General features: G+C 72.3%; 19 protein-coding genes. 9 read left to right on the forward strand and 10 right to left on the reverse strand.

Annotated elements, in window-relative coordinates:
• The first annotated feature begins 3 nt into the window (after nt 1–3).
• Both AB4Z02_RS13360 and AB4Z02_RS13365 read left to right on the forward strand, forming a co-directional pair.
• On the forward strand, nt 4–1,263 hold the full coding sequence (locus AB4Z02_RS13360; protein WP_441971497.1) for a glycosyltransferase family 4 protein: 1,260 nt from the start codon (nt 4–6) through the stop codon (nt 1,261–1,263).
• Entirely contained in the window at nt 1,260–3,620 is a 2,361-nt protein-coding gene (locus AB4Z02_RS13365) for a delta-60 repeat domain-containing protein (protein ID WP_441971498.1), read from the forward strand. The genes AB4Z02_RS13360 and AB4Z02_RS13365 overlap by 4 nt, the downstream gene beginning before the upstream one ends.
• 131 nt (nt 3,621–3,751) lie before the next feature.
• Here the strand turns inward: AB4Z02_RS13365 and AB4Z02_RS13370 are convergent, their stop codons facing one another.
• From AB4Z02_RS13370 to AB4Z02_RS13380, 3 genes are read right to left on the reverse strand one after another with little or no spacing between them, the layout of a single operon-like run.
• Nucleotides 3,752–4,660, reverse strand: a complete 909-nt coding sequence (locus AB4Z02_RS13370) for a sulfotransferase family protein (RefSeq protein ID WP_441971500.1) — start codon at nt 4,658–4,660, stop codon at nt 3,752–3,754.
• Between the two features lie 11 nt (nt 4,661–4,671).
• Entirely contained in the window at nt 4,672–5,694 is a 1,023-nt protein-coding gene (locus tag AB4Z02_RS13375; protein WP_441971501.1) for a sulfotransferase, read from the reverse strand.
• A complete protein-coding gene (locus tag AB4Z02_RS13380; protein ID WP_441971503.1) occupies nt 5,691–6,965 on the reverse strand; it encodes a glycosyltransferase in 1,275 nt (424 codons plus the stop codon). The genes AB4Z02_RS13375 and AB4Z02_RS13380 overlap by 4 nt, the downstream gene beginning before the upstream one ends.
• Nucleotides 6,966–7,162: 197 nt before the next feature.
• Between AB4Z02_RS13380 and AB4Z02_RS13385 the strand changes: the two genes are divergently transcribed.
• Genes AB4Z02_RS13385 through AB4Z02_RS13410 form a run of 6 tightly spaced genes read left to right on the forward strand, consistent with a single transcriptional unit; the run spans nt 7,163 to nt 13,473 of the window.
• Nucleotides 7,163–7,903, forward strand: coding sequence for a hypothetical protein (locus AB4Z02_RS13385; protein ID WP_441971505.1), 741 nt, complete (start codon nt 7,163–7,165; stop codon nt 7,901–7,903).
• Nucleotide 7,904: 1 nt separating this feature from the next.
• The gene (locus AB4Z02_RS13390) at nt 7,905–8,885 is read left to right on the forward strand and encodes a sulfotransferase family protein (RefSeq protein ID WP_441971507.1); all 981 of its coding nucleotides are present in this window, start codon (nt 7,905–7,907) and stop codon (nt 8,883–8,885) included.
• Entirely contained in the window at nt 8,882–10,387 is a 1,506-nt protein-coding gene (locus AB4Z02_RS13395) for a hypothetical protein (protein ID WP_441971509.1), read from the forward strand. Before AB4Z02_RS13390 ends, AB4Z02_RS13395 begins: the two co-directional genes overlap by 4 nt.
• Nucleotides 10,384–11,238 (forward strand): sulfotransferase family protein, encoded by an 855-nt coding sequence (locus AB4Z02_RS13400; protein WP_441971511.1) that lies wholly within the window; start codon nt 10,384–10,386, stop codon nt 11,236–11,238. Before AB4Z02_RS13395 ends, AB4Z02_RS13400 begins: the two co-directional genes overlap by 4 nt.
• Before the next feature lie 14 nt (nt 11,239–11,252).
• Nucleotides 11,253–12,413: a hypothetical protein gene (locus AB4Z02_RS13405; protein ID WP_441971512.1), complete on the forward strand. Its 1,161-nt coding sequence runs from the start codon at nt 11,253–11,255 to the stop codon at nt 12,411–12,413.
• Nucleotides 12,414–12,459: 46 nt separating this feature from the next.
• Nucleotides 12,460–13,473 carry an alkaline phosphatase family protein gene (locus tag AB4Z02_RS13410; RefSeq protein WP_441971514.1) on the forward strand — a complete coding sequence of 338 codons (1,014 nt, stop codon included), beginning with the start codon at nt 12,460–12,462 and terminating at the stop codon, nt 13,471–13,473.
• Nucleotides 13,474–13,599: 126 nt separating this feature from the next.
• On the opposite strand, the gene AB4Z02_RS13415 is transcribed toward AB4Z02_RS13410, so the two are convergent.
• From AB4Z02_RS13415 to AB4Z02_RS13425, 3 genes are read right to left on the reverse strand one after another with little or no spacing between them, the layout of a single operon-like run.
• Nucleotides 13,600–14,421 (reverse strand): sulfotransferase family protein, encoded by an 822-nt coding sequence (locus AB4Z02_RS13415; RefSeq protein WP_441971516.1) that lies wholly within the window; start codon nt 14,419–14,421, stop codon nt 13,600–13,602.
• Between the two features lie 12 nt (nt 14,422–14,433).
• The gene (locus AB4Z02_RS13420) at nt 14,434–15,660 is read right to left on the reverse strand and encodes a hypothetical protein (protein WP_056881838.1); all 1,227 of its coding nucleotides are present in this window, start codon (nt 15,658–15,660) and stop codon (nt 14,434–14,436) included.
• A 2-nt stretch (nt 15,661–15,662) separates the two neighbouring features.
• On the reverse strand, nt 15,663–16,508 hold the full coding sequence (locus AB4Z02_RS13425) for a sulfotransferase family protein (RefSeq protein WP_162253873.1): 846 nt from the start codon (nt 16,506–16,508) through the stop codon (nt 15,663–15,665).
• Between the two features lie 250 nt (nt 16,509–16,758).
• Between AB4Z02_RS13425 and AB4Z02_RS13430 the strand changes: the two genes are divergently transcribed.
• Nucleotides 16,759–17,439, forward strand: coding sequence for a hypothetical protein (locus tag AB4Z02_RS13430; protein ID WP_056881836.1), 681 nt, complete (start codon nt 16,759–16,761; stop codon nt 17,437–17,439).
• Nucleotides 17,440–17,485: 46 nt separating this feature from the next.
• Here AB4Z02_RS13430 and AB4Z02_RS13435 read toward each other — a convergent pair whose 3' ends face one another.
• Genes AB4Z02_RS13435 through cysC form a run of 4 tightly spaced genes read right to left on the reverse strand, consistent with a single transcriptional unit; the run spans nt 17,486 to nt 22,942 of the window.
• Nucleotides 17,486–19,030, reverse strand: a complete 1,545-nt coding sequence (locus tag AB4Z02_RS13435; RefSeq protein WP_441971519.1) for a flippase — start codon at nt 19,028–19,030, stop codon at nt 17,486–17,488.
• Entirely contained in the window at nt 19,027–20,559 is a 1,533-nt protein-coding gene (locus AB4Z02_RS13440) for an O-antigen ligase family protein (protein ID WP_441971521.1), read from the reverse strand. Before AB4Z02_RS13440 ends, AB4Z02_RS13435 begins: the two co-directional genes overlap by 4 nt.
• Nucleotides 20,556–21,512, reverse strand: coding sequence for a sulfite exporter TauE/SafE family protein (locus AB4Z02_RS13445; RefSeq protein WP_056881833.1), 957 nt, complete (start codon nt 21,510–21,512; stop codon nt 20,556–20,558). Before AB4Z02_RS13445 ends, AB4Z02_RS13440 begins: the two co-directional genes overlap by 4 nt.
• A complete protein-coding gene (cysC, locus tag AB4Z02_RS13450; protein WP_441971522.1) occupies nt 21,509–22,942 on the reverse strand; it encodes an adenylyl-sulfate kinase in 1,434 nt (477 codons plus the stop codon). The genes AB4Z02_RS13445 and cysC overlap by 4 nt, the downstream gene beginning before the upstream one ends.
• Between the last annotated feature and the right edge of the window lie 33 nt (nt 22,943–22,975).

The raw sequence follows: 22,975 nt of genomic DNA on the forward strand, positions 1-22,975 counted from the left end.
GACATGAACAGCCAGGGCAACGAGGCCCCGGTGGACAGCGGGGACCACATCGCGTGGTCCCCGCTGCACATCGCGATGGTGGGCCAGAAGGGGCTCCCCGCCACGTTCGGGGGTATCGAGCACCACGTCGAGAACATCGGCGCCCGCCTCGTCGAGCGCGGGCACCGCGTGACCGTCTACTGCCGCAGCACCTACTCCGAGGTCGTCGTGGAGGAGCACCGCGGCATGAAGCTGGTCGCCGCGCCGACGATCGGCACCAAGCACCTCGACGCGATCGTGCACAGCGCCACGTCGACGGGCAAGGCCCTGTCGGCAGGGGCGGACGTCGTGCACTACCACGGCATCGGCCCGGGCCTGCTCGCGCCGATCCCGCGGTTCCTGTCGCGGTCCTCGGTGGTGATGACCGTCCACGGGCTCGACCACCAGCGGGCCAAGTGGGGCACCGCCGCGCAGGCGGTCCTGGGTGCCGCGCACTGGATGAGCGGACGGGTGCCCGACGAGCTCGTCGTGGTCTCGCGCGACCTGGTGGAGCACTACCGCGGCCGCTCGGGCCTGGAGGCCACCTACGTGCCCAACGGCGTCGTGCCCCACCCGCGGGTGGGCGCCGACCTCCTCGAGCCGTTCGGCCTGCAGCCGGGCCGGTACGCCGTCTGCGTGGGCCGGCTCGTGCCGGAGAAGCGGGCGGACCTGCTGATCAAGGCTTTTCGGCAGGTGGAGGGCGACCACCGGCTCGCGATCGTGGGCGACTCCTCGTTCTCCGACGACTACTCGCGGCACCTGCGCGACCTCGCAGCCGACGACCCGCGCGTGGTCTTCACCGGCTTCGCCTACGGCGCCACCCTGGCGGCGCTCTACCAGCACGCAGGCGTCTTCGTGCAGCCGTCGGCCCTCGAGGGCCTGCCGCTCACGCTGCTGGAGGCGGTCTCCTACGACAGCCCTGTCCTGGTCTCCGACATCCCCCCGCACCTCGAGGTCGTGGGGAAGGGGTCCTCACGGCACCGGACGGTGCCGGTGGACGACCTCGAGGCGCTGACCACGGCCCTGCGCCAGATGCTCCTGGCGGACCGTGCGCCCGACCCCGTGGCCGACGAGCTCCGGTCGGCGGTGGTGTCGCACTACTCGTGGGACACCGCCGTCATCGAGCTCGAGCAGATCTACCTCAGGTCACTCGCGAAGCGCCGGGGCTCGCCCGGGCGCCACCACGGCCCCCACCAGGGGACCAGCCGTGCCGATGACATCGTCCTCCAGAAGGGATCCCGATGAAGAAGCACCAGCTCGTGGTGGGCCTGGCGGTCTCCGCCCTCACCGTGGCCGGCGCCGTCGCGCCGGCCGCTGCGTCCAGCCCCGCCGCCGTGACGTCCCTGGCCGCCGCGGCCCCGCCGCCGTCACTGACCTACACGCCGGCACCCGGTTGGTGGTCCACCAACGGCCGGGTCAACGACATCAAGGTCGTCGGCGGCCGGGTCTACCTCGCCGGCGGTTTCGACTACACCGGCCCGACCACCGGTCACGGGGTCGCCGTCAACCGCACCGACGGCACCGTGCTCCCGGCGTTCCCGAAGATCGACGGCGTCGTGCGCGCGGCGGTGCAGGACGGCAAGGGAGGCTGGTACCTCGGCGGCGACTTCGCCAAGGTCGGCTTCCGCGTCAGGGGAAACGTCGCCCACGTGCTCGCCGACGGCACGGTCGACGCGACCTTCGGACCCAAGGTCCAGGGCGGCACCGTCAACGCGCTGGCGCTCACCCCGACCGGCCTGGTGCTGGGCGGCACGTTCACCGGCATCGACGCGGTGGCGGCCACCCGGCTGGCCAAGGTCGACGCGGTCAGCGGTGCCCGGGTCACCTGGAACGCCTCTGCCAACAACACCGTCCGCGCCCTCGCCTCTGCAGACGGCAAGGTCTACGTCGGCGGCGACTTCACCACGCTGAGCGGCTCGACCCGGTCCCGGCTCGGCCGGGTCAGCGAGGCGACGGGTGCCATCGACACGACGTTCGCCGGCTCCGCCGGTGGCGTGGTCCGCGCCCTGGCCGTGGACACCACGAACGCACGGCTGGTCGCCGCCGGTGACTTCACGACCGCTGCTGGGGGAGGCTCCTCGACCACGCGCCAGCGCGTCGCCGCCTACGCCCTGTCCAACGGCGCCCTCAGCACCTTCACGGCCAACGCCAACGCCTCGGTGCAGGCGCTCGCGGTGGGACCGACCGGCCAGCTCTACCTCGGTGGTCTCTTCACCACCGTCGGCACGACCGCGCGCGGCTACCTCGCCGAGGTCTCGCCCACGGGTGTCGTCGGACCGCTGAACGGTGCCTTCACCGAGTGCAACGCCCCCCACTCCACCAAGTACGCGCACGGCATGGTGCCGTGCACGCCGGAGGTCTCGGCGCTGACGGTCGACGCCGGGGTGCTGTACGTGGGTGGCCGCTTCGGGAAGTCCGGCGGGCAGCCGCGCCACGACGCGGCCGCATACAGCCTCGACACCGGGGCGCTGAACAGCTGGAACCCCGTGGCCAGTGACCGCCCGCTCGCGATCTCCGCTGGTGCGGCTGGTGGCCCGGTCTTCGTCGGCGGTGAGCTGGTGAGCGTGAACGGCTTGGTGCGCAAGGGAATTGCTGCCCTCGACGCGCAGACGGGTGCTGGCATCAGCTCGTTCAACGCCGACACCGACGAGTTCGTGGAGGCCATGGTGCCGTCGACCGACGGCAGCCGGATCTACCTCGCCGGCCAGTTCACCACCGTCCAGGGACAGGCGCGGCCGAGCGTCGCCTCCATCATCACGGCGACCGGCCTGGTCGACCCCGCGTTCCACCCGGCGTTCAACAAGGGCGCGCTCACCCTCGCCTACGCCCAGGGCTCGCTCTGGGTGGGTGGCAAGTTCACCAAGGTGTCCAAGGTCGCCCGCGCCCGGGCGGTCAAGCTCGACGCGGCCACCGGTGCCGTCGACACCGCCTGGGTGGCCAACACCAGCGGCCCGTCGGGTGCGCTGCGGGCCAACGGGATGGTCCAGGGGATGGAGGTCTCGCTCGACGGGTCGACGGTCTTCATGGGTGGCCCGTTCACCACGGTCAACGGCACGACCGTCCCGGGTGGCCTCGCCGTCGTGAGCGGCACCACCGGCGCCCTCGGGCCCAAGCAGCTCGGCGGCGTCCAAGGGTGCGGCAGCGTCGGCCCGTGGATCAACCGGCTCTACCTCAGCGCGGACGGCCAGCGGCTGTACGGCGGGGACGTGTGCCCCGACTACATCTACCAGTGGGACGCGGTGAACCTGTCCAGTGCCACCAACCCCACCGGGCTGATCTGGCGCAACCTGTGCAACGGCGGCATGCAGGGCCGGTTCGAGGTCAACGGCCACTTCTACTACGGCACCCACGGCGGTGACCGCGGCAACGGCGGCCGCTGCCAGGCCTACCCGGGTGGCCCGAACGTGGCCCAGCAGCGCTACTTCGTCTTCGACTCCGCGACGGGCACGCTGCAGCCGGACGCCCCCGACTTCGACACCGCGATGGGCGTCTGGTCCTTCGCGGCCACCGACGCGGGGCTCCTGGTCGGCGGCGACTTCACCTTCGCCGGCAACCGCAACAACGTGCAGCAGGGCCTGGCGTTCTTCTCCGGGACCCCCTGAGGCGCCGGCCCCGCAGTCCACACCGAGGTGGTGGCAGACCGTCGACTTCCGCGAGGAAGAGGGCGATCTGCCACCACCTCGGTGACTGTGGCGGCGTCACCCCGCTTCGTGCGGGGTCGGCGAACCGGGGTTTAGAGCGAGTAGCCCCAGCGGGCGAGGGGCTCGGCCAGGACGTCCTCGACGTCGGAGAGCTGCTTGGGAGTGAGCTCCTCCCGGTACGCCTGGCTGCGGCCGGAGGTGATCTGCTGGCGCTCGAACCCGGCCTGGAACTCGGGGCTCCAGTCCAGGCCGAGGAACTCGAGCATCTGCTTGCAGGTGGCCACAGGGTCGAGCAGGAAGTCCTCGTAGCGCACGTCGAGCCACTGGTCGGCAGGCGTGAGGGCGCGGGCGTCCTCGTAGGCCGCCATCAACATCTTCCACGCCAGCGCCGCGAGGACGGGGAAGGACCGTCGGTGGTCCACCCACTCCTGCTGCAGGTCAGCGGGCAGCGGGCCGTAGATCCACTTGTCGGGACCCTTCCAGCCGTCCCACCAGCCCATCTGGAGCCATGAGCTCGCGACGGCGCGTCCGTCCCTCACGACGTTGACGACCTTGAGGTCGGGCACGGCCTCCCGCAGGAAGCCGACGCGCGGCCAGCCGGTGAGGTGCTGCACCATCACGTCGCAGCCCTGCGCCCCCTTGCGGTGCTCGAAGAAGTCGACGACGCGCGGTCGCAGGTGGGGGGTCATGTCCTCGGCCAGCAGGTCACGACACGGGGTCGAGAAGCCCGACATCACGTGGCGGTCGAAGAGCTGGTAGCCCTCCGACGGCGCCACCCGCATCCGGCCGCGCTGGAACAGCGCTCCCTCGGCGAGGGCACGCATGCCCGCCGGGCGCTGGCCGCCGAGCCGGTAGAGGCGGCCGTTGTGGCGACCGCGGAGGTTGAGCCGGGGCAGCTTGTCGTCGATCCCGGAGATGAAGCCGGTCGCGGGATGGCGCGACAGCGTCTCCTGGACCAGTGTCGTGCCACTGCGGCCGGTACCGGTGACCAGAGCCAGCATGATGTCCTTTCTCAGCGCGCCCGGCCCGCCGAGGTGGCCGAGCGGCTCACCACACGACGGACCGTCCGCGGGCGCGGCGGGGTACGGGTGTCGAGCGGGTAGCGGAACCGGCGCAGGCCGGGAGCCGTGAGGAGGGTGACGACCGCACGGTCCCGCCGCGACATGGCCGTGCGCCACTGGTCGTCGGCCCGCAGCGTGATCTCGCCCGTGTCGTGGCGGTTGGGGTTGCCGGCGACCGAGTGGGTCGGCGCGAGCTGGACCCGGTCGGGCGCGAGGAACGGGAGGTCGGCCGGGTCGGCCCCGACCATCGCGGCGACCCGACCGAGCTGGCCGACGGGGTCGGCGATGAGGTCCTCGTAGCGCAGGCGGCACACCCGCGGGTCGCCGTCCCTCCACAGGCGCAGGGCCGTGAGGTTCCAGACGGTCCACAGCACCGAGCTCTTCCACGTCTCCTGCCGTTGCATCTGGGCACCTGCAGCGGTGTCGCGCGTCGGCTTCGACCGCAGCCAGGAGAAGGCGGTGGCCCGGGGGTCCCGCACGAGGTGCAGGACGTAGAGGTCGATCCCGGGCTGCTGCCGCAGCAGCAGGCCGTAGGGGGGCAGCTTCGAGCCGTCGATGACGAGGTCGGCCCCGGTCTGGTCGGCGATCGCGCGGTAGAGGTCGGTGACCGCGATGTCGTCGGGGTGGGCAGGCAGGGCGCGCCGGCCGAGGGCGTCGCGCAGCAGGGCGCCGGGCAGCCGTGCCATGCGCAGCCGCCCGAGCAGCCGGCGCCCGATCGCGGGCTCGTCGCGCTCGCTCCCGGCGTCCGCCCGCACCCGCGCCATCACCGCGGTCCACACGGGGCAGGCGCTGAACGGCTGACCGCACCCGCACAGGTGGTCCTGCTCGACCCCGCGCTGCCACAGGTAGCGCAGCTCGCCCGCGGCGAAGGCGCCCGGCAGCTGCCCGAGGATGTTGCTGACGACGGTGGTGCCGCTGCGCCCGCTCCCGGCGAAGTACAGGACGCGGACGGGCGGGTGCTCCTGCGGCGTCACGAGGCTCCTTCGAGGGTCTGGGCGCCGGCCTGCCACGACGTCGCACCGGCCGCGACCGGTTCGCCGCGGTAGATGGCGTCCAGGCGGCGCAGGTGCAGCTGCGGGTCGAACTCCTCGGCCAGCCGCTGCCGTCCGGCCCGGCCCATCGCGGTCGCCGTGGTCGGGTCGGTGCGCAGCCGCAGCATGGCGTCGGCCAGGGCGTGCGGGTCGTCGTGGGCGACGACCAGGCCGTCGACGCCGTCGCGCACGAGCTCGGGCATCCCGCCGAGGTCGGTGACGACGGCCGGCACCTCCGCGGCGTAGGACTCCAGGATCGTCATGGGCTGGTTCTCGTGCCACCGCGACGGGACGACCGTGGCGATGGACCCGGCCACGACCTCCCGGAGCCGCTCCTTGTCCAGGCGCCCGTGGAAGGTCACCTGCGCCGGTGCGACCTGCCTGGCGAGGACCGTCAGGTCGTCGCGCGCCGGGCCGTCACCGGCGATGTGGAGGTGGACCGTCGGGGGAAGCAGGGCCATCGCGCGGATGAGCGTGTCCACACCCTTCTCGGGGGACAGGCGGCCGGCGAAGACGAACCCATCCCGGTGCGCCGCAGGCATGACTGGCGCCACCTCGACGAAGTGGTTGAGCACCGCCAGCCGCTCGGGCGCCAGGCCCGTGCGCGCCATCACCCCGGCGAGGAACCGGCTGGGGCTGATGAAGACGTCGACGGGGCCGTAGGCGCGCATGGCCCGGTGCACCGACGACTCGAGCGACAGCAGGGTGCTCGCGGCCAGGGAGTCGCCCTTGCACCGGCGCCGGGCGGCGTTGAGGGCGCTGCCCCCCACACACGCGTCGCAGAGGCTTCCGTGGTCGAGCATCTGGTAGCTGGGGCAGGCCAGCTTGTAGTCGTGCAGCGTCATGACGCTGCGGACCCCGGCGCGGCGCACCGCGGCCAGCACCGAGGGGGACAGCTGGTGGTAGATGTTGTGGAGGTGCACGACATCGGGCTGGAAGCGCTCGAGGGCCCGCGCCATACCGCGTGAGCTCGACGGCGACCACACCATGCGGGCACCGGCGGCGAGGCCGGCGAGGCCTCCTGGTGCGGGCTCGAGCTCGACGTGCGGGGGGAAGGTGTCGGCCAGCGGCAGGTCCGGCAGGTTGTCCGGGTGCGCCATGCCGAACAGCTCGACCTCGTGGCCCGCGCGGCGCTGCAGCTCCACCACGTCGAGCATGTACCCCTCGGCCCCCCCGCGGCGGTACAGGAACTTGTTGACGTGCAGGATCCGCACCCTCGACTCCCTTCCCCTCGTACGGCTCGTCGACGCCGGACGCCTCTCGAGCACCACGCCGATTCTTGTCTCCCGCACGGGCGCCGGAGTACGTCGTTTGCACGGGTCCGTTGCACCCCACCTGCAGGTCCACCTCGTCTCCGGGCTGATGAATGGTGGAGGGGCGGTGTCGGGGATGGGCGGAGATCGGTGGAGTCGTGAAGCGGAGTGCAAGGGCCACGGCCACGAGGACGATCCGTCGCGCCCTGACGTGGCAGCCGAAGCGGCAGGGCGACGGCCCCCTCGAGGTGGCACAGCTGATCAGCCCCCTGCGCTACGACGTGCTCGTGCGCGCCCAGTTCTTCGAGTTCCTGACCCACCGCCCCGCCGGCGAGACCGCCGACCGGCTCGTCGCGGACGCGTGGGAGGAGCCGTACGCCGTGTGGTTCCGCGAGGTCGCGATGGCCCGGTTCCGGCCGTGGGTGCTCAAGGATCCCGTGGCCCTACGGTCCAACTTCGCCGAGCGGGTGCTCGCGAGCCGCGACCTGTTGAAGTCGTTCGACACCAACGGTTTCGACGCGCGGACGCCGGTCACCCTGCGGATGACCACAGGCGTTCAGGCCACGGACACCGGCGCACGGATGAGCCGGACCGTCCACGTCGGGGACGGCGGCCACCGGCTCGCGCTGCTGCTGCAGAGCGGGTCGGCCCTGCAGCCGCACATGTACCGCCTGGACCCCCGTCCTGTGCCGCTCATCGACAACACCGCGGTCCTCCTCGGGCCGCTCGGCCTCAGCGACGCCCAGTACTGCGCCTTCGTCGAGGCGGGCTACGGCCGCCACGGCTTCCGGGACGTCCACACGCTGCTCGCCGCCGTCGCCGCGGAGGACGCCGTCGCGGGTTCCGAGCTGCGCAGCGTGCTCGATGCCCACGCCCGCGCACCGCGGCCGGTGGTGTGACGTGACCGGCACCCCGACCCCGCACGCGGACCAGGCTTGGCTGCCCTACTACGTGGGCAAGGTCCGCCGACACCTGCACTGGGCCCGGACCGAGGGCATCGGCCGGCTCGTCGAGGAGGACCGCCTCGACCCGAGGGAGCGCATCGGCACGGCCCTGCGCAAGGCGCGGTGGCGCCGCGCCCACGGCGTCCCGCCCGGTGCAGCGCGACCGGTCTACGTGGTCGGACTCCAGCGCTCGGGCACCAACATGATCATGCGCGGGGTCGACCAGGCCCCCGAGGTGGACGTCTGCAACGAGAACGACCGCCGGGCCTTCTCGCGGTTCAGGCTGCGCCCGGACGAGACCCTCGTGTCGGTCGTGCGGTCGAGCCGGCACCGCATCGTGCTCGTCAAGCCGCTGTGCGAGTCGCACCGCGTCGACCAGCTCCTCGCCCTCCCGGGTCTCCCGGCGGGCCGGGCCGTCTGGGTCGTCCGCGACCCCGAGGACCGGGCGCGCTCGGAGGTCTCGAAGTTCGGCGACTCCAACCTGCAGGCGCTCCGGCAGGTCGCGGCAGGACACGGCGACGACATCTGGCAGGGGCAGCGGCTGCTCCGCGCGTCCGTGGACCTGGTGCGGTCCTTCGACCTGGAGACGATGACCCGGGAGACGGCCGCGGTGCTCTTCTGGGTGGTGCGCAACCAGCTGTGGTTCGACCTGGGCCTGGACCGCCGGCCCGACGTCATGCTGGTGTCCTACGACCGGTTCGTGGCCGACCCGCACGGCCAGATGCGCCGGCTCTGCGCGTTCATCGACCTGCCCTACCGCCCGGTGCTGTGCTCCCACGTGACGCCACGCACGAGCCACGGTTCCGCAGCCCTGCCGATCGACCCCGACGTGCGCCGCCTCGCCCGCGGCCTGCTGGCCCGGCTCGACGAGGCAGCCGCCCGCGCCCGGGGCACCGCTGCGACGCAGGCCCCGGTGCCGGCCGGGGGCGAGGGATGAGCCGTCGCCTCCGCACGGTCCGGGCCAGGGCGGCAGCGGCCCTTGTCGCAGGTGTCGCCGTCGTCGGGCTCGTGGGGTGCACGGCGCCCACCAGCGGCGACCAGTCCGTGGACACGGGCACCGCCGCGACGTCGACCGGACCGGCCTGGGGGACGTCCGGACCCTCGGGGAGCACCACCGGAGCGACGGGTCAGGCGACGCCGATGGGTGCCAAGTGGGACTGGGGACGCTTCACCGAGTTCGGGCCCTTCCTCAAGTCGGTGTCGGGGGGCACCACCTACTACGAGGTCGTGTGGTGCGACGTCGAGAAGAAGCAGGGGAGCCCCGACTGGTCCTCGCTGGACCGGATCGCGACCCGGAGCCGGGAGATCGGCACCACCCTCATGCTCAAGCTGCGGGTGGGCCGGTGCTGGGCCACGTCCGGTGACGCCCAGTACCAGCGTGGCAGCAAGGCCAAGACCGAGTCGGCCATGCCCACGGACCTCGGCGCCTACAAGGCCTGGGTCCAGGCTGCCGTGACGCGCTACTCCAAGCTCGGCGTCCACGAGTACGCGATCGAGAACGAGATCAACTCGGCGAGCTTCTGGGCGGGCACGCCGCAACAGTTCGAGACCCTGGCCCGGGCGGCCTCGGGTGAGATCCGGGCCAGCGACCCCGAGGCCAAGGTGGTCGACGCGGGCCTGAGCAGCACCAGCTACGGCTACGGCATCGCCGACTGGCTCCTGAAGCAGGGCAGGGACGCAGACGCGCTCTCGGCCTGGAACGCCTACTTCGAGCGTCGCATCGGCACCCGTGGCAACCAGATCGTCGCGGTGCACACGCGGGCCGACCTCGAGACCGCGCTGAAGTCGGAGCAGGGGGTGCGCAACCTCGCCTACCTCGACCTGATGCGCCAGCTCGCGGCCAGCAAGGTGACCGACGTGCGCCAGATCCACTTCTACGAGAAGTACTCCGCGGTGCCGACGCTCTTCGCCTACCTGAAGTCGCACACGCCGTACGGCACGCCGATCCAGGCCTGGGAGGTCGGCAGCTTCGACAAGAGCGGCGCCACCACCGACGACGCGACCAAGAGCGAGGAGGTCCTCAAGACCATGAGCCTCGTCCTGGCCGAGGGCGCCACCGTCGCGGTCTGGCTGCCGCTCGCCTTCGACCCGGGCGGCCGCAACGGTGACGAGCCGCGCTACGGCCTGCTCGAGCCCGACGGCCAGGTGCGCCAGGCCGGGCGGATCTTCCAGGCCATGGTGGAGGCCTCCCGGGGGGCCAAGGTCGTCAAGATCTCGGTCGCAGGCATGACGGGGGTGGGGTTCGACCGTGGCGGCACGGCCACCGCCTTCGTCTGGTCGGACGGGCACGCCGTCGTGCAGCTGCCGGACGGCGGCAAGGCCGCCTCGGTCGAGTCGCTCGACAAGCCCACCGCCGGCGCCACGACCACCCTCGGCGCCACGCCGCAACGGCTGACCCTCCCCGTACCCACCGCGACCTTCCTCAAGGAACAACGATGAGCGACCAGAGGCAGAGCCTGCTGTTCGTCGGCGGCCTGCACCGCAGCGGGACCACACCGCTCGCCAGGGCCCTCGCCACCCACCCCGAGATCAGCGGGCTGTCGGGCACCGGGGTGCGCGAGGACGAGGGCCAGCACCTGCAGCGGGTCTACCCCAAGGCCAAGGTGTACGGCGGCTCCGGCCGGTTCGCGAACGACCCGCGGGCGCACCTCACCGAGGACAGCCCGCTGGTCAGTGCCGAGAGCGCAGCGGCCCTGCGCCGGGCGTGGGACCCCTACTGGGACCTCGACCGGCGCTACCTGCTGGAGAAGTCGCCACCCAACCTCGTCATGGGGCGGTTCCTGCAGGCCCTGTTCCCAGGCGCCCCCGTCATCGTCGTCATCCGCCACCCCGTGGTCGTGGCGCTGTCCAACAAGAAGTGGCGCAAGGCCGTCTCGTCGGACCCGCGCAAGTTCGAGACCATCAGCGGCCTGGTCCAGCACTGGCTCACGGCCCACCGGACGTTCCTCGCCGACGCCCCGCACCTGGCGCCGCTGCACGTCCTGCACTACGAGGACCTCGTGGCCGACCCGGCCGGCGAGCTGGGTCGTGTCGAGGCCTTCCTGGGCCTGTCCTCGCCCATCGACGCGAACACCATCCGGGTCGGCGCCAGCCAGCCCTACGAGCGCACCTGGGACGACTGGAGGGCCTCCTGGTGGCGCCCCGGCCACTGGCAGCGCCGTCTCGTCGAGAGCCGGTTCGGCGACGACCTGGCGTCCTTCGGCTACGGGCTGGACGACCTGTCGAGACACGACGTGGGCGTGGGGTCGACGTCAGCCGTCCCCCACCCTCCGCGTCTCACCCAGGCCTGAAGAGAGGAACCGCCGTGCGCCACCGCCCACTGCTCACCGTCCTCGCGACCTGCGCCCTCGTGGCGGCAGGCGTCCTTCCGGCGCGGGCCAGCGTCGGCACCACCGTCGCCAGCCCCTGCGCACAGCCCAACGGCAGGGTCGCCGCCATGGCCGTCAGCGGGCGGACCCTCTACGTCGGCGGCAGCTTCACGAGCGTGCGCGACCGCGCCGGCGTCCTGCAGCCGCGGGCACACCTCGCCGCGGTCGACGCCGACACCTGCGACCTCCTCCCGTGGCGGGCGGACACCGATGCCGACGTCTACGCCCTCGAGGCGTCCGCGGGCGTCGTGTACGCCGGCGGCGCGTTCACCCACGTAGGCGGCGTCGCACGGGCCAGGCTCGCGGCCCTGGACGCGACCGCGAAGGTGCTCTCCTTCGACGGGGCGCTCGACAAGCCCGTCCGGGCCCTGGACGCGGTCGACGGCTCGCTCTACGCCGGCGGCGACTTCCTCAAGGCCCAGGGCGCCACGCGCACCCGTCTGGCTGCGTACGACCTCGCCACCGGCGCCGTCCGCGGCAGCTGGACCCCGGCAGCCAACGGGGCCGTGACGAGCGTCGAGGGCCGACCCGGGGCGGCGCAGGTCTACGTCGGCGGGAACTTCACCGGCGTCAGCGGCTCGTCCCAGCCGTACCTCGCGCTCCTGGCCACCGCCGACGGTGCCGTGGACGAGGGGTTCAGCCCGTGGGCCGGCTACGACCAGGCCCCGTTCCCGCTGATCGACCTCGCCGCCGACGGCCGGGGGCTCTACGCCGGTGGTGGCGGCTCCGGCGGGCACCTCGTCATCTGGAACCTCGACGGCACGCTGCAGCGACCGGTCTACCAGACCGACGGCGGGGTGCAGACGGTCGCGGTCGACGGCGACTCCCTCTACGTCGGCGGGCACTTCACCAACTACTGCGTGGGCAACACCGGGGCCGGCCACCCGTACATCTGCACCACCCCGCTCTCGCGGCGCAAGGCCTTCGAGGTCCGGCTGTCGACGGGCGAGCTCACCAGCTGGGCGCCCAGGTTCAACAGCCCGCACGGCGTGCTGACGGAGGCCGTCGACCCGGTCACCCACGGTCTCTGGACCGGCGGTGACTTCACCAAGATCGGCACCAAGGCCGTCAACCACCTGGCCGACTTCAGGCCGTAGCGCCACTGGTCTTGCACCACCACATCACCAACCCAGGGGAGATCCAATGAAGGTCAAGTCACTCGCGCTCACGTCAGCCCTCGCGCTGGCGTCGTCGGCGCTCGCCGTCGCAGGCGGGGCCGGCACAGCGGCAGGGGCCAGCCCGCCCAGAGCCGCCGCAGCCGTCGCCCCCACCGTGTCCGCACCGTGCGGCACGGGCGCGACGGCACCGACGACGTACACGCACGTCGCCCTGATCATGTTCGAGAACAAGCCGCTCAAGAAGATCGTCGGCAACACCACCGACGCGCCCTACCTCAACTCGCTCATCAAGGCCTGCAGCTACAGCAAGAACGACCTGTCGCTGTCGACCACGAGCCTGACGAACTACATCGCCCTGACGTCCGGCTACAAGGGCTGCAGGACGGCCGACAGCAACGGCGTCTGCACCAGCGAGCTGGAGATCACCTCCAACAAGGACACGACCGTCTGGCCCCAGGCCTCGAAGAGCATCTTCGAGCTCATGGGCAACGACGCCGTGGAGTGGGGCGAGTCGATGACGACGAACTGCCAGCTCAAGAGCAGCGGCGACTTCGTCATCAACCACACGCCGTTCCAGTACTACACGCGGACGCAGGCGACGCTGTGCAAGGCGAACGCCCGGCCGTTCCCGGCCAACGCCGCGGACACACTGTCGGCCAAGTTCAACCTGATCATCCCCAACAAGCCGCACATCATGCACCTGGTGCCCAACACCACGGTCAGCCAGCGCATCCAGAACGGCGACAACTGGGCGAAGACGTTCATCCCCCAGCTGCTGAGCTCGGCGGCGTACCAGTCCGGGAACACGGCGATCATCATCACGTGGGACGAGGGCAACGGCAGCAACTTCTACGTGCCGCTCATCGTCATCACGCCGTCCACCCAGGCCGGTGGCGTCTCGTCGGTCGCCTACAACCACTACTCGGTGCTCAAGGGCGTCCAGCAGATGGTCGGGTCGGCCTCGCCGCTGCTCGGCCACGCGGGCGACGCGGGGGTCGGTTCGATCCGGGACGACGCGGTCTTCAGGATCAAGCCCTGACGGACACCGCGCACGGATGAGGCCCCCTCCCTTCGGAGGGGGCCTCGCTCGTGTGGTGGACCGGCGGTGGGCGGCCGCCGCAGCCAGCGGCGCCGCAGCCGCGCGCCCGCCATCCGCGCCACCTCGCTACTGGTAGCCGAGCTCGCGCAGGGTACGTCGCGCCGTGAGCTGGAAGAGCAGGCGCATGAACGGGTCCAGCTCCTTGCGGTAGGTGCCGACGCGGGAGGAGTAGACCGCCGCGTCGGTGCCCTCGCCGGCCCGGCGCGACGTCGCCTGCGCGTGGTAGCGGGCGGGCACGTCGTGGGAGTGCGACTCGAAGTCGAGCATCCCCGGCTCCCACGGCTCGCCCAGGAAGTCCATGAGGGACCGCAGCGTCGCCTCCTGGTCGGTGACCAGGTCCTCGTACCGGAGCTCGTGGTACTGGTGCGCCGGGAGCGCCACGCCCCCCGCCCTGGCCTGGGCGATGTAGCGCGGCCACTTCACGGACGACTTGACGCACGACCAGTACCCGAAGCGCTTGCGGTGCGACACGGCGACGTCACGGCCGTCACGGATGACGTGGACGATCTGCGCGTCGGGGAAGAGTCGCAGGATGAAGTCGAGCTTCATGGCGTAGCGCGGGCTCTTGTCCGCCCAGCGCTCCTTGCCCCGACCTGCGGCGTAGTCGGACTGGATGCCGCCGAAGAAGCCCGCGATGCGGCTCAGCCACTCCTCCTGGCTGAAACCGTACTGCGACAAGCGTTTCCAGTCCGACCCGACGATGCGCTCCATGTCCTCGAGGAACCGCGTCTCGGGCCCACAGCTGATCCGTGAGTGCGAGTCGAGGATGAGGCGCAGCATCGTCGTGCCGGACCGCTGGCAGCCGACGACGAAGATCGGCGCGGTCGAGGTGCGGGGGAGCGACGACTCGGACTCGGACGTGCGGGTCCCGGGTTCGGAGATCGACATGGTGGTCGCCCGTCAGCTCCTGTTGGCCGGCCGCGGCACGGACGGCCCGGTGACGTTGTCCGCCCCGGTCTTCGCGCCGTTCGTGCTGCCGTTGGCGACCCCGTTCGTCGCAGCCGTGGCACCGTTGCTGGCGGCGCTCGTGCTGCCGTTGGTGGCGGCGCTTGCGGTCCCGTGGGGGGCCGGTGCGGCCGCCGTCCCGTGGGGTGCCGTGGCGGAGGGCGTGGACGCCTCGGTCGCCGCCGGCTGCACGGACACCTCGGAAGCGTCCTCGACCGTTGTCGCGGTCCCCGCCGCCTCTAACTCGCGGGCGCGACGGTTGCGGGCCAGCATCTCGAGGGCCAGGACCAGCACCAGGGCGAGGAAGAACGCTGCAGCGCCCACCGATGCCGTGGTGGTCAGGACCACCGGCACCCGGTCGACGGTGTGGGCCCCACCGATGAACACGATCTTGGTCGGGTCGGCGTTGGCGAGCTGGACGGTCGCGGTCGACAGCTTGGCGTTGGCCGCGTCGAGGCCGGCCACGGCGGTGTCGCGCGCCGTGGTGAGCGTCGTGAACTCGTTGAGGATGGGCCCGAACTTGGCCAGGTCGGCCCTCGCCGAGGCGATCGGGCTGCCCAGCGCCGCGGCGCCGACCGAGTTGCCGGCGGCCGTGAGCGACGCCTGCTGCTGCACGAGGCTGTTGACCCGGGCGAGCTGGGCCTCGTAGGCCTTCTGCGGGTCGGCCATCGAGTACTTGGCCGTGAAGGTGCCGATGGCCGTGCTGGCGTCGTCGACGGCCTTCTTGGCGGCCTCGACGCGGCCCTGCGCCGACTGCACCTGGCTCTCGAAGAGCGTGCGCAGCGTCGCGGTCGTCACGCCGTTGAGCACGGGCACGACGGTGTCCTTCTTGGTGGTCGTGTAGGTGACGGCCAGGCTCGCGCTGGTGAGGCGCTGGGTGACCACGAGCCCGTCGTTCAGGGTGGCGGTGCCGACCCCGGTGTCCAGGGACACGAGGCGTCGCACCACCGGTCCGGACGCCGTCGCCTCGAAGGCGGAGACGAACTGGTTCACGCCCTGGGCGCCCGTGTACTGCGAGTCCAGGCTCCCCACGAGGGCGGGCGGGTCCACCACCGCGGTCGCCGTGTAGGACGGCGGCTGGCTGAGCAGGAGTCCTGCCGTGGCCACCATGCTGATGAGCGGCAGCAGGATGACGAGCGCCAGCCGGCGCCGGGCTGCCTTGAGGAAGTCGATGATCTCCACGGTTATGAGTCCCCTCGGGTGGTGGTGTCGGACCACGTGAACCCCACGCCGGGCAACTTCGCCAGGCGGTCGTTCCACGGCCGGTAGTGGTGGTCGAGCTCGCGCGCCAGGTCATCGCTGATGTCCAGCGGGCGGTGGGTGGGCTTGAGGCGGTCGAGGCCGTCCAAGGTCACCGGTGAGAGGCCCAGGTGGGCCCAGACACGGTCCAGCTCACCGTGGGGGTCGGTGAACATCGACTCGCTGCGCAGGACGAGCACCTGCGCCGGGTCGAACAGCGCGTAGAGACGCTCGAGCTGTTCGGCGTAGTGCCCCCGTCGCAGGTAGGCGTGGTGGCGGTGCGAGAAGCTCTCGTACGAGGGGTCCCGGCGCAGCCGCTCCTCCTCGCCGGCGAGGCGCTCGTCCTCGAGGCGCAGCGCCTCCTCGAACGGCTGGTCCTCGTAGCCCTGCTGGGTCTCGTACTGGTGGTGCGACCAGGCGCGCGCGACGGGCTCGCGCAGGCTCACCACGAGGCGCACGTCAGGGAGCTCGCGCGCGATCCACTCCGGAGCAAGGGGGTGGAACATGTAGTAGGGGCTCGCCTCGCCGGTGAGCCGCTGCCCGCTCGTCGCAGGCGGGAAGCAGGAGAGGTACCAGGACCACCCCCGGCCGTGGTTCACGTCGAAGTAGTGCGTGCCCTTGCTGCTGCGGCAGGGCGCCACCTCGGGGTGCTGGTTGATGTAGTGCGCGATGGAGGTCGACCCACCCCGCTTGGTGCCCACCACGAGGTATCCCGGCACCATCCCCGTGCGCCGCGGCAGGGCCGCACGCAGCGGAGCGAGGACGCGGCCGGCGGCTCTGCGAGTGTTCATCCTGCCTCTTTCCCCGTGCTGCGGGGAGGGGGCGTCGACGACGCCTGGGCCCGCCGGGAAAACGATAGTTCCGCCGTCCTCCCGAGAAGCGGGATTGATTGGTTTCACAGGCGATTCCGATCTTTCGGATGATCCAGGGAGGGCGTTCGTGCAGTCCTGCGCGGTATCGCAGGATTCGCCCCCGGAGAGCGGTGCGGGGTGCGAGGATGTGGGCGGGGCACGACCGACGACGTGATGAGGGGTTCCTGCCATGCGACGCAACACACTGGTGACCACGGCACTGGCCGTCTGCCTCCTCGCGGGGTGCGCTTCGGGGGACGGGACGGCACCGCCGACCACGACCTCCTCGAGCTCCTCCACCTCGTCCACGACGACGTCCCCGAGCTCGACGACCTCGTCGTCCTCCTCTGCCGCGGTGCCGACCACGAACCCGGCCCTGGCTGCCGCGCTCAACACGCTGGCGGCACGGTCGCGGGTGCTGAAGTCCAACGCCACGCTGGACGCGCTCAGGACGTCGTCCACGGCGGGCACGGCGTCGGCACGCAACGGGCTCAAGGCAGTTCGCGCCGCGGCATACCCCATCGAGACCCGCAGCTGCTCGCGCATCGCGTCCGGGCTGAGCCTGACCCGCTGGGGCTCGGCCAAGGCCTCGGCCGCAGGCGCGAAGGTGCCGGCCGCAGCCGCCACCCGCAGGTCGCAGATCGCGGCGCTGCGGTCGGCCACTGCCGCCGTCGCCAAGCTCGCGTCCTCGCAGCCGGCGGGCGCCTCCCCGACCCCGGCCGAGATCGGCGCGGCGGTGAAGGCGGCCACCGCGCAGGCGTCGGCGGAGACGACGTCGCTCAACACGCTCGTGGCAGGGGTGTCGGACAACACCGCGAGATCACGCGACATGGCAGCCACGGCGGCGTCGATCTTCGCGAAGGTCTGCTGAGGAGCGCTGCCCTCGTCGCTGCCGAGGCGTTCGCGTGGTGCGGCGGTCATGCCCGTCCCTCCACGGCCCGGCGACGGAATGCCTTGCCCCGCAGCAGCGATCGCGTGAGCGCCTTGTCCTCGGCATCGAGTCCCAGCGCAACCAGGGCGCCGAAGAACACGACGACGACGGCTGGTGCCGCCACGAGCAGGACGTCGGTCCACGTGGCCACCCAGCGGCTCACCAGCCAGGCCGCCCCGACCGCCGGGACGGTCGCGGCGGCGACCTTGCCCAGCCCCGCGCCGGCGGCGTGGATGCCGACGACGAGCTGCGCCTGCAGCACCTTGACGACGTTGGCCGTGACGAGGCTGGCACTCCATGCGATGGCCGCCCCCACGACGCCGTAGCGGGGGATGAGCACGAGGTTGAGGACGATGTTGAGGACCAGGACGCCGACGTTGTCCAGCATGTTGAGCATCACGCGGCCCGACATGTTGAGCACCGTCCCGCACGGCCCGGCGGCAGCGCTGACGAGCTGTCCGAGCGCGAGGATCGCGGTGACGGCCGCGGCGCTGCGGTAGCCGCGCCCGAAGTAGCCGAGCAGCTGCTCGCTGAAGGCGACCAGGAGGATGAACGAGGGCATCGACAGCACGAGGATCCAGCGGGCCGCGCTGCCGTACGCCCTGGCCGCCTCCTCACGCTGGTCGGTGTGCACGAGGTGGGCGAGGTGCGGGGTGAACGACGCGTTGATGGGCGCCATCACGAACACCGCGAGCATCACCAGCCGCGTGGCCACGTTGTAGGCACCGACGTCGTGCTGTCCGCGCAGGGCGCCGAGCAGCAGGGTGTCGACCCAGATGAGCCCGGTGGCGGCCAGTGCCGAGACCCAGCTGACCATGGAGAACCCGAAGATCTCGCGCACCTCGTAGCGGGCCGGCACCCGCGGCACGGGGCGCAGGCGCTTGCGGAGGGACCGCAGCGCCAGGATCGCGCTGGCCCACGACGAGATCGCCAGCGCCCACAGCGCGCCATCGACCCCGAGGCCTGCGGCCAGCGCCAGCGCCGTCAGGACGAGTCGCGCCACGGGGTCGACGATGCGGCCGATGACGGTGAAGGGCACCTGGGTGCGCCACCCCTGTGTGGCCGCGAGCGCGGCGTCGGAGATGGTCGCGGCCGGCAGGGTCAGGCCCACCAGCCGGATACCGGTGGTGAGCCCTTCGTCGCCGAGGGCCGGTGCCAGCCAGGGGGCCGACAGGGCGAGGGCGGCGCCGATGACCACGGAGGCGGCGACGGTCAGGCCCAGGCCGAGGCGTACGGTGCCGCGCAGCCGCCGCGCGTCGTCGTCGGCGACGTGCATGGCGACGAAGCGCGTCATCGCCGAGCGGAAGCCGGCCAGCGACAGCAGGCCGAGGAGCGACAGCAGCGCGAAGCACGAGGCGTAGCGCCCGACCTCGCGCTCGCCGAGCCCCGCGAGGACCGAGATGATCGCGAAGAGCGACAGCTGGTTGCACACGGCTCCGACGAGGTTGAGGCCCCCGCCGCGGCCCATGCGGTTGATGGTCGAGCGCGACGGCTGCGCGCGCTCGAGCCGGCCCCTCGCCTCGGTGGTCACGACGACGACGCCGCCTGGCTCGCGTGGGCGGGTGCCGGCGCGCTGGTGCGGCCCGCCGGGTAGAGCCCGTCGACGCGCCCCGTCACGGGGTTGCGCCGGGCGATGTACGAACCCGCAGCCGAGAACGTCGCGAGGTACCACAGGCTCACGACGTTGGACATCACGTTGGCGCCCGCGCTGCCGAGCAGGAAGCAGACGGCGCACCCCAGTGCGCCGGTGGCCACCGCGTGCTCGAACGTGCCCCGGACCGAGTTGCGGATCGCGGCGATCCCGTTGCGCAGCAACAGTGCGTGCATCGCGAGGTAGGCGAGGAGGCCGGCGATGCCGGTCTCGACGTAGGCGCGGATGAAGTCGTTGTGCGGCTGCTTTGCGGCGTCGGTCTGGTACTGCGTCATGTTGAGCCCGATGCCGGTGACCGGGTTGCTGTTGGCCAGCGGCAGCACCTCGGTCCAGTACTTCAGGCGCCACTCCAGGCTGTTGCCGGTCTCTGGACCACCGGGCAGCTGCTGCTGGGTGTCGGTCACGGTGGCGAAGCGGGCGCCGAGCCCGGGCACCAGCGCGACGGCGAGCAGGGCGGAGGCGGCGAACCCGACGAGCACTCCCTTGCGCCGTTGCACCACGGCGACGAGGACCACGCCGACGACGGCGGCGAGGATGGCGCCCCGGGTCAGCGTCATGAGCAGGAACATCGACGACAAGCCGAGCAGCGGCACCATGGCATAGCGACTGCGGCGCGAGAGCGACGGGTAGATCGCCACCCCGAACACGACCATGAAGGCCAGGTAGCGGGCGAAGGTGTTGGACTGCAGGAACGGCCCGGTGATGCGCGTGAAGCTGCCCTTGACCTCCGAGGGAGGGCTCCCGAAGACCATGAGCGCCAAGGTGTAGCCGAGGGGGAAGAGCAGGCCGGCGTACGCGGCGTACAGCACCTTCTCGAGCGTCCGTCGGTCGACGATGACCTGCTCGAGGACGATGAACATCATGACCCAGGAGAGGATGCGCATGGCCTCCATGGCCGACGCTCCCGGCACCTCCGAGGAGATGACGCTGACCGTGCCCGCGGCCACCAGGCTGAGCAGGGCGATGCGCAGCGGCGAGCCCTTGAGCCGGCGCTCGTCGGAGTACTGCGCGAGCAGCCACAGCATGGAGGCGACCAGGAACAGCAGGGCGACGATGCTCGACGGGTCGAGGCCGCGCGAGGCGTTGTTGGTGGCGGTGTTGCCGGCCGAGGCGCCGGAGAGCTTGATGACGTCGAGGCTGGACCGGACGCCGAGGAGGAGCAGGACGAAGGGCGCGAAGCGCGTGAGCGCGAGGACCGCGACGCCGATGCCGACGACACCGACGAGCGGCAGCACCACCAGGCTCTTGTTGTCGCCACCGGCGGACAGGCCGGAGACCATGGCTGCAGCGCAGATCAGGACCGCGGCCCCGACCGTCGCGACCCTCCCGCCGAGGGAGGCGGGCAGCGCGGACGACCGCGGCCGGCGGTGGCTGCCGGCGCCGGGGTGGGTGGCGGGTAGGGCGCTCATGACGGCTGCCGTTCCGGGACGGGGGTGCGGGCGAGGCGGTGCCGGCGACTCGCCAGCGCGGGGAAGCCGTGCCGGTGCCGGACGACCATCCAGGCCGCGGGGGCAGCGAGGGCGAGGGCGAGGAGCGCGAACGCCGTCGTGACGGTGGGGACGCCGAGGAGCTTGAGCGACGACGCGAGCAGGACGAAGGCGAGGACTCGGCGGACCAGGCCGCCGGGCGCACGGGAGGAGACCCGGGCCCCGATCCAGGCGCCGGGCACGCTGCCGAGGATGAGCGACGCCGTGAGCGCCAGCTGGAAGTCGCCGAAGAAGATGTGCCCCAGGGCCGCCGACATCACGAGCGGCACAGCCTGGACGAGGTCGGTGCCGACGAGGGAGTTGGCCTTGAGCGTCGGGTAGAGAGCCATGAGCGCGATGATGATGAGCGATCCCGAGCCCACCGACGTCATGCCGACCACGAGGCCGCCGACCACGCCGATGGCCACCGTCGGGAGGATGCGCGGCGTGACCCGCGGCGGGCCCACCGGTAGCGGGTCGGCGGTGCCGTCGCGTCGCGCGGCCCGCTCGAGCAGGCGCATGTAGGCACGGACCGCCAGTCCGGTGGCGGCGATGAGCAGGGCCACGCCGAGGGCCACCTGCACCACGTGCTGGAGCTGCTCGCCGTCACCCAGCATCCGCATGACCAGGACGCCGCCGAACGCTGCCGGCACGGAACCCACCACGAGCCACTTCACCAGGCCGAGGCTGACCGTCCCGCGGCGCAGGTGGACGACCGACCCGACGGGCTTCATCACCGCGGCGGCGACGAGGTCGCTCGACACGGCCGTCAGCGGTGGCACGTTGAAGAACAGGACGAGGACGGGCGTCATCAGGGCGCCGCCGCCCATGCCGGTGAGGCCGACGACGATGCCGATCCCGAAGGAGGCCGCCACCATCAGGGGGTCGATGTTCATTCGCGTTCCTCCGAGAGCCAGCCACCCTCGATGAGGGTGTCGAGGACCATGCGCGCGGCCTGCGGCCGCTCGGTCCGGGAGGTGTCCACCCGGAGGTCGGCATCCACCGGCACGTCGTACGGCGCCGAGATCCCGGTGAAGTGCGGGACGGTGCCCTGGCGCGCGGCGGCGTACAGGCCCTTGAGGTCGCGCCGTTCGCACTCCTCGAGGGGGGTGGAGACGTGGACGAGCAGGAAGTCGCCCACGCACTCGGCCATCGCGCGCACCTCGGCACGCACCGTGGCCGTCGGGGCGATGGGGGAGCAGATGGCGATGCCGCCGTGCCGCGCGACCTCGGCTGCCACGTAGCCGATCCGGCGGACGTTGAGCTCGCGCGAGGCCTCGTCGAACCCGAGACCGGACGACAGCAGCTGCCGCACGCGGTCGCCGTCGAGGAGGGTGACGGTGCGGCTCGAGTGGGTCGCCACCCAGTCCGCGACGTCGCGTGCCAGCGTCGACTTCCCCGAGCCGGAGAGGCCGGTGAACATCACGACGAGCCCGCGGCGCGACCGGGGCAGGCGCCACGCGTGGAGGAGCTCGTGGGTGGTCTCGGGAAAGCCCTCCAGCCCCGCCTCGTCGTGGCCGTCGAGCAGTGCCGCCCTGGCCTGTCGCCAGGCCTGCGCGCTCGGGGCCGGGGCGTCGTCGAGCAGGAGGCGGACGTCCACCGCACGCAGCCGGGCGGCGACCCGACGGGCGAGCCCGGTGTCGCTGCGGGCGTCGCGCCCCTCCAGGGGGACGGTGAGGATGTCGGCAGGGGTCCCCAGCTCGGCGACGAGCGCCTCCGCGAGCCGCAGCAGCGTGGCCGTGCCCACGCGGTCGTGCCGGTCGCTCTGCTCCATGACCAGGACCACCGGCCGGTCGACGCCGGCGGCCCAGGCGGACAGGGCGGCGACGTCGGCGGTCGTCGCGGGCCGGCCCATCACGAGGACGGGCCGGTGGTGCAGGCTCTCGAGGTCGAAGTCCACCTCGGGGTGCGACGCGGCCCGTGACTCGCGGGTCCGCAGCGGGCGGGGGAGCCCGGTGAGGGCTACGTCGCTGCCCTCGACCGCGGTGAGCGACTCCAGCAGGGCGAGCGGTGTGTGCTCCTCGTCGCGCAGCACCAGCCGGCCGCTCGCGAGGGCCCGCTGGGCGGCCTCCGCCGTGGGCAGGACCAGGGTGACCTCCCCGGCCCTGCCCCGCACGGGGTCCGCAGCGCGTTCGGCGAGCGGCCCGCCGAGCACCTGGCCGCGGGGCAGCACGCCGGCCAGCCCGAGCAGCAGGTCGTGCACCAGCGCCGGTGGCAGGGTGAGGTCGGGCAGGTCGCCCAGTGGTGGCGCGGGTGGTGGCGGCGTGGTCGCCTCGGGTGTGTCGGCCCGGCCCGGCGGGGTCTGGCGGTCGGAGACGAGCGTCATGAGCCCGCTCCCGCAGGCCGGAGGGCGCCGGCA

It is taken from the genome of Pedococcus sp. 2YAF34 (genome assembly GCF_052114585.1).
In the GTDB taxonomy this organism is placed as follows: domain Bacteria; phylum Actinomycetota; class Actinomycetes; order Actinomycetales; family Dermatophilaceae; genus Pedococcus.